Here is a 15,444-nt window from a genome sequence, read left to right on the forward strand (position 1 = left end):
TTAAGGCTTCTTTTATTTCTTATTTACCGGTTTGCAGCTTCATTCCCTCAAAAAACTTTTGCTGCAATTGTTTGGCCAGTTGATTATCTGGGTTGAGTTTGAGAGCTTTCTCGTAATCCTGCATCACTTCCAGATAATAGCGTTGACCGTTTTGCTCTGGATTCTGTACGATGCGTACCATATAGAGAAAACCGCGAAGGGTACAGATGTCAGACGGGTTAGCATGCTTTATATTCTCCATCTTAGCAATAGTTTCTTCTGTCTCTGTTAGAAGATTTTCTGTTTGTGGAGCATGCGGATTCATCACGGAATAATTGAGACTTTGCAAAGCCATCTGAAACTTGGGCTGGATGCTATCAGGAAACATATCATCAATACGCTTCATCTCTGCAATACAATTAAGTATGCTCTCTGATGTCGGTTGCTGAAGTTTAGCAAGCGACTGTCCCATTAGTCCCTGCATTGTGGATTGCTGGGCATAGATAACTACAGATGTTGTCATGAAGAAGACTGACATCAATACGAATCGTTTAAAAGTTTGAAATGTCATATGCTTTATTATTTTTAAGTGAAACAAATATGCCTATATATAAAAATCTGTCTCTAGATGGAACTATCGAACGTCCGTTAGTATTATATCCGAAAATGTTTGTACGGCCGAGGATGTTGTTCAGAGAAGAATAGATAATGACCTTGGGACTTAGCAGATAAGTAAGGTTTATATCTACGCTATTATAATGTGGTGTCTTGCCAATAAGAAAATGACGTCCGCTTGCATACGATTCAGTCAGCCCGATGATTGCTTTGCCGAATGAATATTTTGCTGTCAATCTCAGATTATGCCTTGAGGCGTATTCAGGTATTCGCTCTTCTGTGTATTCGTGATAGAATCGCTTGGAATCGTTGTAGGAATATGAAAATGCTGTGGTAAGATGTTTGAAAAGCGAATGCTCTTCTACAAAAATGTCTATACCTTTACTCTTTCCATATCCTTTCGGTTGGTAAATACCCTTTTCCCATAAAGGCAATCGCTGATATTTTTTCCAGTAGGGTTCTATTCGTATGAGTGTACCAGGCGACTTATATTGTATGGATAGGATAGCATGATCTGCCGTACTTTGTCCAAGAGATTTCTTGTTTGTTGCAAGATAGGCATCTTCTGGAGTCTGGCTATACCGACCGGTAGCAAATGAAAGCTGAAAATTCTTGTTAGGAATATAACATAGTGTAGCCCTTGGCATAAACAGCCAGTTAGCATGAGCCATATATTCTGTCCTTGTCGAAATATTCAGGAACACATGGGGCATCATCCTCCATTGGGCATCAATATGAGCAGCAAGAATATTATAATCCAACTTGTAGCAATCGTTTTCGTACTCCATGAGGCTGTTTCGCTGATAGTCCTCCATTCCTGCCGATATTTTTAGTGCATCCGAGCAAATTTTGCGTATTCCTGTTTTCAGATGTATCTCATTCCTGAAGTTGTAATATCGGTCACCAGCAATCTTCGCATCTTCTATATCGTTGAATACCGATGAGCTTGCCATACCACAAAAGAGCGTGTAGCCAGCACCCCACTGTGCCTTATAGGTTGTGTTGGCATAGATATTATTCTCTTTGAGCGAAAGGTTTTGGTTGTCTATATGCTGTCCTACAGATGTAAAATCATAGCCAACGTATGTTTTCAATATTCCGGCATTTCGGAACTCATTCTTGTATTGTGATTCGCCAGATAGTTTTAGATAAGGCTTGTTGAAATCAAGCCTTTCAGAAAATAACTGATTGTAGATTCCCAAACTTGTTAGTGCGGCATTAAAGGATAAGCTGCTGTGGGAATATGCCTTGGTGCCACCGATGTTCCAGTCAACCAATGATGCGCTGACTCCATATTTGTCACTTGTTGCAGCATCTGATGTTTCCATAGGGAGAACGGAGGAAAGTGCTTGTCCATATTCTCCGCTATATCCACCAAGAGAAAAGTTGATACCTTTAAATATAAAAGGAGAGAATCGTCCACGTACAGCAGTATTTTCTGTGTTTGTACTATATGGAACAAGGACGTGCATTCCGTTAACAAAAGTCTGGCATTCTTCGCTTTCTCCACCACGGACATAGAGTTTCCCATTTTCTCCCACTTTTTGAGTGCCGGGTAAAGTTTGCAGGGCTGCAACAATGTCCCCGCATGAATTACCTGCCATCACAACATCTAGGGCATCCATAGTCTTGAAGTTGTCACTTTTCCCGAAACTGTAAGTGCTGGCAGATATTACAACTTCTTGGATTGCCGTAGCTTTTTCTTTCATTTGGATAGAAAGATTACGTAGCTTGCTGGCATCTGCAGTCTGCATATATTCTTCAAAACCAATCATGGTAATCTTGATAGACGCTTCTCCAGTTTTTGATGTGGAAAAGGAAAACCTACCCAGAGAATCTGTCAGGCATCCATCAATCGTACCTGTAATGAAAACATTGGCACCAGCAAGCGGTTCCTGACCGCTTTTTACCATGCCTGATATGATGGTCTGTGCAGCCAGGTTGCAGACTGTAGTCAGCAGCAATGCGATATGTATTATTCGATGTTTCATGCCGCAAAGATACTGCATGAAACAGGATTTACCAAATTCTTAGGATATTCAACTAAATCTTATGATGGAAAGCTAGTTAAGATGCCGAATAACTAAGTTGAAGGACAGATAACTAGGTAAGATAAGTCTTTAACTTGGGCACAAATCTTCGGGAAACGGGTATGATGTTTGTGCTATTTCTGAGAGTCAGTTGATAACCATTTGAGTTTCCTCGTGCCGAAGTGATATTATTCACATTGACAGCAAAAGAACGGTGACATTGGAAAATGTTCTCAAACTCTTTCAACTCTTCAAGAGCATGGGTTAGTGTTGTATGGATATCAACAGCAACAACATTACCTTCTTTTAGAAAACAGACGGATACATTGTTTTTCTGTGCTTCCATATAAAGTAGATCGTTGATGGCAATCGACAGATCGTTTCCTCTTACGTTAGTATCATGGATGGTAATAGATACTTCTTCCTGTTCCTTTGTTGTATTGCGTAACAACTCTTCCATTCTCTCTCGTAATGTTCTGTTGTATTGCATTCCGATAGATAATGTCGTAAGAAATATGCCTATGATAATAGTCCAATTTAGAAACAAGAGAAACAGACTGAATGTAATCGTATGATGAAACAAGTATGAGGATAGGAGGAAATTACCGAAGGCAATGATGAAAATCAGTCCGAGTATAGCTACTCCTTCATGCCAGATACGCCAGGGCTTGATAGTTTGATGCAAATACTTCAAGATCGTTGCAGCGTATGTTATGTAGCATCCAAAAGTTACCAGTCCGAATAATGTAGCAACAAAGCATTTGTTACCTTGATATAAGCAGAGTTCAAATGGCTGCAGAAAATATAAAATTACCCAAATGATGAAGCCAAAGATGCTACTATCTTTTAGCAAGTGTTTACTCTGTTTAAAAGGATATGTTCGAGTTAGAAACGACATGTTGAATCTGATTTATTTAATTAACGCAGCACTATCATTTATCTTCTTTATCAGAGTACCTAAGCTACTCTGTTGGTGCACCGGGATGCTTGCCATATCCAGACATTTTGTTTATTATCGTGCTGTAAAAATAAAACAAAGTTCTGAATGACACGGCAAAAGTACAAATAAAATTTGAGAAACGCACTTTTGGAGACGTTTATTTTGGTAATGAAGCATTTTCTTATGATGTCTCAGGACTTTTTATCACATTATTATTATATATATGCATCATCTTTCATGATAGCAAGAAACATCAATCCTACTCTGTTCGACCTCTCGGGAAGAAAAGTCCTTGTGCCACAAAAAGGACACATTTATATTATGGGCAACAAGAAAGTCGTATGGTAGGAACGTGTGTTTCGGATAAAATATAATAAAAGCCGCAGTTTGTAAACGCAAACTGTGGCTTTTTCGTTTTTTTATGCTATCTTTGCACACAGATAGTGTTTTTAAAGATAGATCATGATGGAACAGCAAGTTAAACAAGTACCTTATGGGGTGGCAGATTTTGTTACGGTAATAGAGCAGAATCTATATTATGTGGATAAGACGATGTTTATCCCGGAGCTGGAGAAGCAGCTTCGCAATCTCTTCTTCACCCGCCCTCGTCGTTTTGGTAAGAGTATGTTCTTGAGTATGCTCTATTCTTACTATGACTGTACGCAGAGCCATAAGTTCCAGAGTCTTTTTGGAAATTTGTGGATAGGCCAGCATCCTACTCCTTTGCAGGGAAAGTATCAGGTGCTGTTCCTCGATTTCTCCCAGATTACGGGTAATATCGACAAGCTTGAGACTAAGTTTAATTCTTATCTCAGCATCAACCTTGATGCTTTTGTCCGTCAATACTCAGAATATTATCAGGCAGAGATGGAAGAAATCCTGGCGCAGGAAGATTTCGAGGAAAAGATGGAACTGATATTCAAGGCTGCCAAGGCGCACCAGTATCATCTGTATCTCATCATCGATGAGTATGACAATTTTACGAATGTCATTCTCAATGAACGTGGTGAGAATGTATATCATGCAATTACCCATGCCGATGGATTTTATCTTGATGTCTTCAAAAAGTTCAAGGGTAATTTTGAGCGTATCTTCATGATGGGTGTGAGCCCTGTAACCCTGGATGATGTGACGAGTGGATTCAATATAGGTTGGAACATTTCTATCAAGCCGGAGTTTGATGAGATGCTGGGCTTCTCTACCACTGATGTGATGGAAATGTTTACCTATTATAAAGAACATGGTAGTATTCCTGCTGATAGTGATATTGATGCCATCGTCAATGATATGAAGCCATGGTATGATAACTATTGCTTTGCTAAACAGGCATTGAAGAAGAAAACTCGTATGTTTAATTGTGATATGGTTCTTTATTACCTTCGCAATTATATGGATGCCGGATGTCCGCCAGAAGAGATGATAGACCCGAATACCCGTACCGGTTACGGCAAGATGAAGAAACTGTTGCAGTTTGACAAGCTGGATGGAGAGCGTAAGGGCATTATCCGCAAGATAGCAGAAGAGGAACAGATTGTTACCCAGCTTTATGAGTCGTTTTCTGCGTATCATATTCCAAAGGCTGAGATATTCCCAAGTCTTCTGTTCTATTATGGCATGTTGACCATTAAGGGAACTCGTGGCTCCAAGCTCATTCTGGGCATTCCAAACAATAATGTCCGCAAGCAGTATTATGGTTATCTGGAAGAGGAGTATCAGGCAAAGGCTTATGTGGATGTCAACCAGCTTACCGATTACTATTATGATATGGCATACGATGGTAAGTGGGAAGAAGGATTGCGCTTCATGGCAGATGCCTATGCCAAGGTTTCATCGGTGCGTGATGGCATTGAGGCTGAGCGAAACCTGCAGGGATTCTTCATGGCTTATCTGAATCTGAATGATTATTATATCACGGCTCCAGAGTTAGAGTTGAATCATGGCTATTGTGATTTCTTCCTTTTGCCGGACCTTACCCATTATGCCAGTCAGCATAGCTACATTCTGGAATTGAAGGTTCTTTCTAAGAAAGATTTCTCTGCGATAGTTGAAGGTGAGTTCACGGAAGATGGCAAGCCTATGACCAAGGCCGAGAAACAGTGGCGTGAGGCTGTTGATCAGATTCATCGATATGCCGAGGCTCCAAGGGTTGAGGCTTTGCGCCAAGGCACAAAACTCCATCTCATCATCATGCAGTTTGAGGGGTGGGAACTTAAACGGATGGAAGAAGTATAAAATCAATGAAAAGAATCAATATTATCTTAATAGTACTACTTAGTAGTATTCTTCTTCTAGGTTCTTGCACCCAGAAGAAGATGGTGATTGGTGTGTCGCAATGCTGCAGCGGAGTTTGGCGCGAGAAGGTGAATAATGAGATTCGACTGGCGCAGTATCAATATAAGAATGTGGATTTGCTGTTTACTACTGCAGAGAATGACGGGCAACGCCAGGCTCGCCAGATAGACAGTATGATAGCCAGGAAGGTAGATTTAATCGTGGTGGCTCCTGATAACGTGAATGATGTAACTCCTGCCATCGAGCGAGCTTATCGTGCGCATATCCCGGTTATCCTCTTCGACAGAAAGGTAAAGACACCCCATTATACAGCTTCCATCGGTGGCGATAATGTAGAAGCGGGTAGGGAAGTAGCACGCTTTCTTGCCAGTAAACTGGATGGAAAAGGTACCGTTGTTGAGATTACGGGCTTGAAGGATGCTTCCCCTGTCATTGAGCGCCATCGTGGTTTCCACGAGGTGATGAAGAATTATCCGGGAATCAAGGTGGTTACCCTAGAAAGCAACTGGAAGATGGAGCGTGCCCAGGAGTTAATGAAGCAATATCTGGATAAGGGCGGACATGCGGATGGCGTGTTCGGACATAGCGACTTGGGTGCCATAGGAGCCTTTCTGGAAGCAGAGAGACGAGGCATTGATAAGCAGATACTGATAGTAGGCATTGATGGATTGCCTGGAGAATGGGAAGGAGTGGATAGAGTGAAGAGAGGACAGTTTGCAGCTTCTTATGTCTATCCTACCCAGGGCGAAAAGATTATGGAATTGGCGATGAATATCCTTCAGGGTAAACCCTATAAGAAGAATAATGTGATGAAATCATTTCTTGCTACCCAGGAAAACTGCGATGCCATCGCCCTACAATATCAGGATTTGGAAGCCAAGATGAAGAATCTGGATCAGATTTCTGACAGTCTTGATTCTTATTCAGAGGTTTCCCGTATTCAGAAATGGATGATTATTGTTGCCATCGTCATCGTATTGGTTCTGCTCTTTGTCATCTACTATATATATAATGTATATAGAAAGAAGCTGCAGAAACAGAAAGCCGTGGCTCGTGGCTTCATCGAGAACAAGGAGGGCTGGGCTGCTGAACTGAATCATCTGGATGAGAGTGATCGTTACTTCATGGATCGTTTCAAGAAGAAGATCCTTGAGAATATGGGCAATGCTGATATGAAGATGGATGATTTGGGAGCCCAGATGCAGTTGAGCAAGGTGCAGCTCTATCGCAAGGTGAAGGCTATGACAGGAAAAACGCCTGCCGAGCTCCTGAAAGAGATGCGCCTGCAGAGAGCCTATACCCTCTTGCAGCAAACAGACAAGACAATCTCTGAAGTTTCGGCAGAAGTAGGCTTTGCTGTTCCTGGCTATTTTTCATCATGCTTCAAGAAGCAGTTTGGTGTTCTTCCTACCGATTTTAGAAATGAACAGGCATCTAATAAGGAATAGTTTTCTAACTCCTTTAAAATAAGTACTTTAAAATCTTGACGAAAGATTAGAAAATCGTTTCATGTAACATAATTATTGTTACAGGAACGATTTTTTTTATTCTCATATCCAATCTTTGCCTAATTTTGCGGCAGAAATTAAAATAAAACAATTTTGAAACTTAAAACGTTATAATAGTATGAACAATCTTTCAAGATTACTGATGAGCTCTGCGCTCTGTACTGTTTGCACCGTAGCTAGTGCACAACAGGTAAATGTAAATGGCATTGTGAAAGATGCTGCTGGTGAGACAGTCATTGGTGCATCTGTCATGGTGAAAGGCACAAAGACTGGTACTGTTACCGACTTTGATGGTAACTTTCATGTAGAATGTGCTCCTGGTTCCACACTTGTTATATCTTATATTGGATATAAGACGCAAGAAGTAAAGGCTTCAGACAATATGGAGGTAACACTTCAGGAAGATGCCAACGACTTGCAGGAAGTAGTTGTAACAGGTTATACCACTCAGAAGAAGGCTGACTTGACCGGTTCCGTGGCTGTGGTTTCAACCAAGAACCTGAAGACAAGTTCAGAGACTGACCCGATGCGTGCTTTGCAGGGTCGTGTTCCTGGTATGACTGTTACTACCGATGGTTCTCCTATTGGTTCAGGAACCGTGCGTATTCGTGGTATCGGTTCTTTCAACTCTTCTCAGGATCCGCTTTATATCATAGATGGTGTGCCTACCAATATGGCTTTGAATACCCTCAATACAAATGATATTGAGAGTATGCAGGTTTTGAAGGATGCCGCTTCGGCTTCTATCTATGGTTCCCGTGCATCGAATGGTGTCATCATCATCACCACCAAGAAAGGTAAGAAGGGTAGCAAGGTTGCTGTTGACTTCTCTGCCAACCTCACTGCACAGTTCTATTCCAACCAGTCGAAGATGAAGCTGATGAACTCCAGCCAGTATGCTACTGCGATGGCTCAGGCAGCCCTGAACGATGGACTCGATCCTGTAGCTTATGCTGCCAACTACGGCATCGACTTGAATGCGGCCTCTGGTACTCCAATCACCGTTTGGAATCCTGCTACCAACCAGTATCAGAACTATACTATCAATGGTCGATATGATGGCTACATCAATGCCAAGAAGACCATGCGATTCTCAGATACCGACTGGCTCGATGAAATCTCTCGCACAGGTTTCTCTCAGAACTACGACCTCTCAGTATCTCATGCCAATGACAAGCATAGCGCTATGTTCTCCTTGGGATACAAGAACAATGAGGGAGTCTTGAAATATACCGACTTTGAGAATATCTCAGCTCGTTTGAATACCTCTTGGAATTTGAACAAGATTGTTACCGTAGGTGAGAATGTGACATTGACTTATACCTCTCAGGTAGATTGCCATCCGATGGAGAATGCCTTGAAGATGCCTTCCATCGTTCCGGTTTACGAAGAAGATGGCAAGACCTTCGCTGGTCCTGTAGGAAGTATGGCCGACCGTCAGAACCCTTGTCGTGAGCAGTATCAGAACCGCAACAACCACCTTGATTACTGGCGCATCTTCGGTAATGCTTTCGTAGAATTGAAGCCAGTCAAGGGATTGACCCTGCGCTCTAACTTCGGTCTGGATTTCAAGACATCGTTTATCAATGCGATGACGAATACTTATCATTCCGATATTGTCAACAATGACATCGCCAAGACAACGCTCTCGAATAACAATGAGACTAACTGGACATGGTCTAACACAGCCCAGTACGTTACCCAGATAGGCAAGCACAACATCGATGTACTCGGTGGTATGGAATTTTCCAAGCAGTCGGTTATCGATTTCTCTGCCTACTCAGAAGGCTATGCGCTGGAAGATAAAGATTATATGTGGCCAAATGCTGCAACAGGAACGATGCGTAACTCGGGTGCAAAGGTAGGTTATCGCCTGGCTTCTTTCTTTGGAAAGGTGAACTACAACTGGGATGATCTCCTCCTGGCTTCCTTCACCATCCGTCATGATGGTTCATCACGTTTCGGTAAGGCACATCGCTGGGGTACTTTCCCTGCTGCATCACTCGGTTTCAGATTCTCTAATCTCCTGAAGAAGGATTGGTTGGATGATGCCAAGTTGCGACTCTCTTGGGGTCAGACAGGTAACCAGGCTATCGACAACAATGCACAGTTTGGTCTTTATGTAGTGGATTACGGATTAGACCGTGTAACCTCTACTGCATACGACCTCTTCCTGCAAGGTTCAGGTACCTTCCCTTCTGGTTATCGTGCCACACAGTTGGCTAACCCTAATTTGAAATGGGAGGCTGCTACCCAGTATAACGTAGGTTTGGATTACACCCTGTTTGGCAACACCCTCTATGGTACAGTGGATGCCTATATAAAGAATGTAAAGGATATGTTGATTAATCCTGCTTATCTGGGTGCAACTGGTGAAGGTGGAAATTCATGGCAGAATGGTCCTTCGCTCCGCAACTGGGGTATGGAGTTCACCGTGGGCTATCGCAAGACCTTGGCTAATGGACTTGGCATCGACGTGAACGGCAATCTGGATTTCTTCCGCAACAAGGTTACTTATTTGCCAGCAACAACAACAGGTGCTTACGCTCACACATCTACGGAAAACCTGGTGCAGAGTGGCAAGTCATACGGTTCTATCGTAGGTTATGTAGCCGATGGAATTTTCCAGAATCAGGAAGAAGTAGATAAGTCTGGACAGCCAAACGCACGTGTCGGTGGATTGAAATACAAGGACTTAGATGGTAAAAATGGAATTACTTCAGATGACCAGACTTGGATTTTCGACCCAGTGCCAGCCTTCTCCTATGGTTTGAATATTGCTCTCAACTACAAGGGCTTTGATTTCAGTATGTTCTGGCAGGGTGTCTATGACCAGGATGTGTATAACAACCAAAAGTTCCAGACCGACTTCTGGGCTATTACTGATGGTGGTTCTAACAAGGGTACCCGTTTGCTCGATGCCTGGAATACCAACAATACCGGTTCTTCCATCCCACGCTTGAGCACCATGAACACAGCCGATGAGGGTCGTGCTTCTACTTACTACGTTGAGAATGGATCTTACTTGAAGTTGCGTACCTTGCAGGTGGGTTACACCATCCCAAGCAGCATCCTCTCTAAGTTGAAGATGACCAGTGCCCGTGTCTATCTCTCAGGTCAGAATCTTTTGACCCTCAAGAGCAATAGCCTGACCTGTTCAGACCCAGAGAATCCAAACTGGAACTATCCACTTTCAACATCCGTATCATTCGGACTTCAGGTAGGTTTCTAAAATGTTTCATATTTTTAAAGAGAATTCTAAGATGAAAAAGTTATATACAATGGTGCTTGCAGCAGCACTGGTAGGAACATTCACCAGTTGTGATGATTTCCTGGATTACACCCCAACAGCTGTGGTTGATGAAGACAAGGCTTTCAGCGAGCCAGACAAGATGGTAAACAGTGCCTATGCGATGTTGGGCGACTGTTGGTTTTCTTACCCATTCAACCTTTGGCCATATGGTGACCTTTCTTCAGACGATTGCTTGAAAGGTGGCGGTGGCACCGGTGACACCGGTTATCACGATGTGGAGATCTGGAGTACCTTGACCTCTACTAAGGGCGAACTCGACGAGTTATGGTATCGTCTCTATTGTGCCGTTTCCCGTTGCAACCGTGCCTTGGTTTCTTTACAGCAGAATGGTGAGAGCACACTGGGTGCTGAGGTAACCAAGCAGCGTGAGGCAGAGGTTCGCTTTCTCCGTGCTCATTTCTATTTCAAGTTACTTACCATGTATCGTCAGATTCCTTGGATAGACGAGAAGGTTTATGAGGATAAAACAACAGAGAGCACATCAAACACTCAGTTTACTTACGAGGAATTGTGGCAGAAGGTGATAGCTGACTTCCAGGCAGCATACGATGTACTTCCTGCTAAGCAGAAGGATGGCGGTCGTGTCAACAAGATTGCTGCCGCAGGTTATCTGGCTAAGTGTTATCTTACCATTGCCTGGGGTGATGGCTATGAGGCAACCGATGGTGTTGACCATATTAATAAGGAGTATATGCAGAAGGTTGTCGACTATACTGATGTGGTGAAGAATTCAGACTATGGTTACATGGCAGACTTCGGCGACATCTTCCTGCCTGACAATAAGAACAGCAAGGAGTCAGTTTTTGCCGTACAGGCTTCCGACTATAGCGAGGACCATACTACCTTCGGACGTGGCAACTGGTCTAACGTGCTGAATGGCTGTTGGGGTATGTGGTCTTGCGGATGGGATTTCCACAAGCCTTCACAAGACCTGGTGAATGCCTTCAAGACCAAGAACGGACTTCCTGAGTTTGATGACTACAACAAGACTTGTGATTATCCTGTAAACGGTGAGCCTAATAGTCAGAAATGGGATCCACGTTTGTTCCATACAGTAGGAATGCCTACCTTCCCATATAAATATGAGTCAGAATACACGATGACTACGGCCAACTCTCGTACACCAAACGTTTATGGTTACTATACCTCTCTGAAGGAAGTACCACAGCGTTCTAAGGGTGAGACATTCAATGGCTCTTGGCAGGCGTTTGCCATGAACGACTACGTGCTCCGTTATAGCGACATCATGTTGATGCGCGCTGAGGCTTTGATAGAGTTGGGCCGTCTGGCTGAGGCTCGTACCATCATCAACGATATCCGTCAGAGAGCCAAGAATTCTGTGGATAAGCATATTGAATATGCCAAGGATCAATGTGATATAGCCCTCTATCCTGAGTCTTATTTCCAGGATAAGGAGACGGCAAGAAAGTGCCTTCGTTGGGAGCGTCGTCTGGAAATGGCTATGGAGAACGGCCGCTTCTTCGACTTGCGCCGCTGGGGCATTGCTTCTGAGACACTGAACAAGTATTTCGAATCTGAGAGGAAAGATCAGTATGGAGAGCAAACATACGCACAATACTTGAAGGATGCCAAGTTCACACCGGGCAAGAACGAGTTCTATCCGGTTCCATATAACCAGCTGTATTACATTCCTGGTCTGTATAAGCAGAATAAGGGATACGAATAATTACCATCGGTATTTTTAGATAATTAGACAATGAAAAAGATATTTATTTCAGCGCTTGTCGCTCTTTGCGGTTTCACCGCCAGTTATGCCCAGCAGGCTTCCTTCTTGAGCAATAATCACTGTCTCTATCGCATCAGCCAGGAGAGTCAGAACCAGAAGTGTCTCTTGCTCCCTGTACAGGAGGATGCTGAGATGGCAAATATCAAGGTGATTGCTGACAACAAGCAGGTGAAAGCCTTCAATGTGAAGTTGGCTAAAGACCACGTAGATTATTTCGTACCTCTCTATATGGATGAGTTTGCTGGCTTGAAAGGCTTGGCTCTCGATATCCATGTCAATGGCGATTATAGCAAGGAAGGACTGAATGCCCTCACTTGCTGGAAAGAGATGAAGTTCTCTGATACTTTCGATATGAAGAATCGCGAGCAGTATCGTCCGGATTTCCATCACACTCCTGTTTACGGATGGATGAACGACCCTAACGGTATGTTCTATAAGGATGGCGTATGGAATCTCTATTTCCAGTATAATCCTTACGGATCACAGTGGGAGAATATGACCTGGGGACATTCTACATCTACCGACTTGGTACATTGGAAGTTCCAGGGTGCCCCTATCCAGCCAGATGCAATTGGTACCATTTTCAGCGGTTCTGCCGTTGTGGATAAGAATAATACCGCTGGTTTGGGCAAGGGTGCTGTTGTGGCTCTCTACACTTCGGCTGGTGAGAACCAGACACAGAGCATGGCTTACAGCACAGATAATGGCAAGACCTTTACTAAATATGAGGGAAATCCGGTCATCACCAGCAATGTGCCCGACTTCCGCGATCCTCACGTGTTTTGGAATGAGGATATCAAGAAGTGGAATATGATTCTGGCTGCCGGTCAGCACATGGAAATCTATTCTTCAGATAACTTGAAAGATTGGAAATACGAAAGCTCTTTCGGTGAGAAGTATGGCAACCATGGCGGCGTTTGGGAATGCCCAGACCTGATGAAGATGAAGGTTCGTGGCACCGATAAGGAGAAGTGGATGCTCATCTGCAACATCAACCCTGGCGGTCCATCCGGTGGTTCAGCAACCCAGTATTTCGTAGGTGATTTCGACGGACACAAGTTTACTTGCGACAGCAAGCCAGAGGTAACCAAGTGGATGGATTACGGAAAGGATCATTATGCTACAGTTACTTTTGATAACGCACCAGAAGGTCGCCGTGTGGCTATCGCCTGGATGAGCAACTGGCAGTATGCCAACCAGGTTCCAACCCAGCAGTACCGTTCAGGCAACTCTATTCCTCGCGACTTAGGTCTCTTCGAGTATAAGGGTGAAACTTATTGCAGCGTGGTTCCATCTCCTGAGATGACAGCAGCAAGAAGCAAGGAGGCTGGCAAGAAACTCACAGAATCTTGCGAGATGGTAGTGAGCCTGAAGGGAAATGCTACTATCACTTTGAGCAACGACAAGGGCGAGAAGGTAGTGATGAACTACGATGCCAAGGCAGAAACCTTCTCAATGGATAGAACCAAGAGTGGTAAGGTGGATTTCAGCAAGGACTTCGCTGCAGTCACCAAAGCTCCAACCTACGGCAAGATCAGCCAGCTGCGTATCTTCATCGACAAGAGCAGCATCGAGGCTCTGGATGCTGACGGCAAGATGTCCATGACCAATCTCGTGTTCCCAAGCAAGCCTTACAACAAGGTTACTGTAAAGGGAAAGGGTAAGTACCAGGTTTACGACATCAAGTAACTTCATCTGTTAAGAACTGAATCTATAACACTATTGTTTCTTAGCGTGTTAATGATGTAACAATGCAACAAAAATGGTAGCCGATGAACGATATTTTATGATATATTATATCGTTTATCGCTACCTTTGCAGCAGCAAAATAGAAACAATAACGCTAACAATTATGAATAAATCATCAAAGTTATCAATCATCCCGGTGATGCTCTGTTTCTTCGCCATGGGATTTGTAGATTTGGTAGGCATCGCCTCCAACTACGTAAAGGAAGATCTCAACCTCAATGATGCAACAGCCAATCTGTTCCCATCGCTGGTATTCTTCTGGTTTCTCATCTTCTCGGTTCCAACAGGAATCCTGATGAATAAGATAGGTAGAAAGAAGACTGTACTCCTGTCTTTGCTCGTTACCGTTATCTCACTCCTTTTGCCCATCTTTGGCGAAAACTTTGAGCTGATGCTCGTGTCATTCTCATTGCTCGGCATCGGAAATGCCTTGATGCAGACATCCCTGAACCCACTGGTTTCGGTGGTGACATCAGGTCAGAACCTGGCATCCACATTGACCTTCGGTCAGTTCGTTAAGGCGATAGCTTCCTTCCTGGCTCCATACATCGCTATGTGGGGCGCCATGGCAAGCATTCCAACCTTCGGTTTGGGCTGGAGAATCCTCTTCCCAATCTATATGGTTATCGGAATCGCAGCTACCTTCTTCCTGGCTGGTACACCTATCGAGGAGGAGAAGAACGAGGGTAAGGCGTCTGGCTTTGGCGAGTGCTTCAAGTTGCTCGGCAAACCTATCGTGCTGCTTTCCTTCATCGGTATCATGTGTCATGTAGGCATCGATGTGGGTACCAATACCACAGCTCCTAAAATTCTGATGGAGCGTCTGGGATGGACGCTGAACGAGGCTGCCTTCGCTACATCGCTCTACTTCATCTTCCGTACCATCGGATGTTTCACCGGTACCGTTTTCCTCCGCATGATGAAGACCCGCACTTTCTTCGTCATCAGCGTAGTGATGATGGCTCTGAGTATGATAGGCATGTGGGTAGGCGAGAGCAAGATGATGCTTTATATCGCCATCGCCCTGGTGGGATATGGCAACTCTAACGTGTTCTCCATGATTTTCTCTCAGGCACTTCTTGCCATGCCTGATAAGAAGAACGAGGTGAGTGGACTGATGATCATGGGACTCTTCGGTGGTACCGTCTTCCCTTTGATTATGGGCTTTGCCAGCGATACTTGGGGGCAGGCTGGTGCTGTGGCTGTCATGGCTGTGGGAGTCGCTTATCTCTTCACTTATATCCGCAAGTTATAATAAAAATCATCCGCAA

The 15,444-nt window shown here is 43.8% G+C and carries 9 protein-coding genes; 6 read left to right on the plus strand and 3 right to left on the minus strand.

Annotated elements, in window-relative coordinates:
* Positions 1–19 precede the first annotated feature (19 nt).
* The 3 genes from FO447_RS14620 to FO447_RS14630 all read right to left on the minus strand — a co-directional run bounded on the left by FO447_RS14620 (position 20) and on the right by FO447_RS14630 (position 3,084).
* Positions 20–550, minus strand: coding sequence for a hypothetical protein (locus tag FO447_RS14620; protein ID WP_200756978.1), 531 nt, complete (start codon positions 548–550; stop codon positions 20–22).
* Positions 531–2,585 carry a TonB-dependent receptor gene (locus tag FO447_RS14625; protein WP_200756979.1) on the minus strand — a complete coding sequence of 685 codons (2,055 nt, stop codon included), beginning with the start codon at positions 2,583–2,585 and terminating at the stop codon, positions 531–533. Before FO447_RS14625 ends, FO447_RS14620 begins: the two co-directional genes overlap by 20 nt.
* Positions 2,586–2,697: 112 nt before the next feature.
* Entirely contained in the window at positions 2,698–3,084 is a 387-nt protein-coding gene (locus FO447_RS14630) for a LytTR family DNA-binding domain-containing protein (protein ID WP_200756981.1), read from the minus strand.
* Between the two features lie 945 nt (positions 3,085–4,029).
* On the opposite strand from FO447_RS14630, the gene FO447_RS14635 reads away from it, so the two are divergent.
* From FO447_RS14635 to FO447_RS14660, 6 genes are all read left to right on the plus strand, one after another.
* Positions 4,030–5,796 (plus strand): ATP-binding protein, encoded by a 1,767-nt coding sequence (locus FO447_RS14635; protein ID WP_200758605.1) that lies wholly within the window; start codon positions 4,030–4,032, stop codon positions 5,794–5,796.
* Between the two features lie 5 nt (positions 5,797–5,801).
* The gene (locus FO447_RS14640) at positions 5,802–7,304 is read left to right on the plus strand and encodes an AraC family transcriptional regulator (RefSeq protein WP_200756983.1); all 1,503 of its coding nucleotides are present in this window, start codon (positions 5,802–5,804) and stop codon (positions 7,302–7,304) included.
* Positions 7,305–7,482: 178 nt separating this feature from the next.
* Positions 7,483–10,596, plus strand: a complete 3,114-nt coding sequence (locus tag FO447_RS14645; RefSeq protein ID WP_200756985.1) for a SusC/RagA family TonB-linked outer membrane protein — start codon at positions 7,483–7,485, stop codon at positions 10,594–10,596.
* A 31-nt stretch (positions 10,597–10,627) separates the two neighbouring features.
* Positions 10,628–12,364, plus strand: coding sequence for a RagB/SusD family nutrient uptake outer membrane protein (locus FO447_RS14650; RefSeq protein WP_200756987.1), 1,737 nt, complete (start codon positions 10,628–10,630; stop codon positions 12,362–12,364).
* A 30-nt stretch (positions 12,365–12,394) separates the two neighbouring features.
* Positions 12,395–14,113, plus strand: a complete 1,719-nt coding sequence (locus tag FO447_RS14655) for a DUF4980 domain-containing protein (protein ID WP_200756989.1) — start codon at positions 12,395–12,397, stop codon at positions 14,111–14,113.
* Between the two features lie 163 nt (positions 14,114–14,276).
* On the plus strand, positions 14,277–15,428 hold the full coding sequence (locus FO447_RS14660) for an MFS transporter (protein WP_200756991.1): 1,152 nt from the start codon (positions 14,277–14,279) through the stop codon (positions 15,426–15,428).
* Positions 15,429–15,444 lie beyond the last annotated feature (16 nt).

The sequence above is a fragment of the Segatella copri genome (assembly GCF_015074785.1).
Taxonomy (GTDB): domain Bacteria; phylum Bacteroidota; class Bacteroidia; order Bacteroidales; family Bacteroidaceae; genus Prevotella.

What these genes read in the sequence shown, in the direction of transcription:
- FO447_RS14620 (WP_200756978.1), bottom strand. Translation starts at nt 550, where the DNA reads ATGACATTTCAAACTTTTAAACGATTCGTATTGATGTCAGTCTTCTTC.
- FO447_RS14625 (WP_200756979.1), bottom strand. Translation starts at nt 2,585, where the DNA reads ATGAAACATCGAATAATACATATCGCATTGCTGCTGACTACAGTCTGC.
- FO447_RS14630 (WP_200756981.1), bottom strand. Translation starts at nt 3,084, where the DNA reads ATGGAAGAGTTGTTACGCAATACAACAAAGGAACAGGAAGAAGTATCT.
- FO447_RS14635 (WP_200758605.1), top strand. Translation starts at nt 4,030, where the DNA reads ATGGAACAGCAAGTTAAACAAGTACCTTATGGGGTGGCAGATTTTGTT.
- FO447_RS14640 (WP_200756983.1), top strand. Translation starts at nt 5,802, where the DNA reads ATGAAAAGAATCAATATTATCTTAATAGTACTACTTAGTAGTATTCTT.
- FO447_RS14645 (WP_200756985.1), top strand. Translation starts at nt 7,483, where the DNA reads ATGAACAATCTTTCAAGATTACTGATGAGCTCTGCGCTCTGTACTGTT.
- FO447_RS14650 (WP_200756987.1), top strand. Translation starts at nt 10,628, where the DNA reads ATGAAAAAGTTATATACAATGGTGCTTGCAGCAGCACTGGTAGGAACA.
- FO447_RS14655 (WP_200756989.1), top strand. Translation starts at nt 12,395, where the DNA reads ATGAAAAAGATATTTATTTCAGCGCTTGTCGCTCTTTGCGGTTTCACC.
- FO447_RS14660 (WP_200756991.1), top strand. Translation starts at nt 14,277, where the DNA reads ATGAATAAATCATCAAAGTTATCAATCATCCCGGTGATGCTCTGTTTC.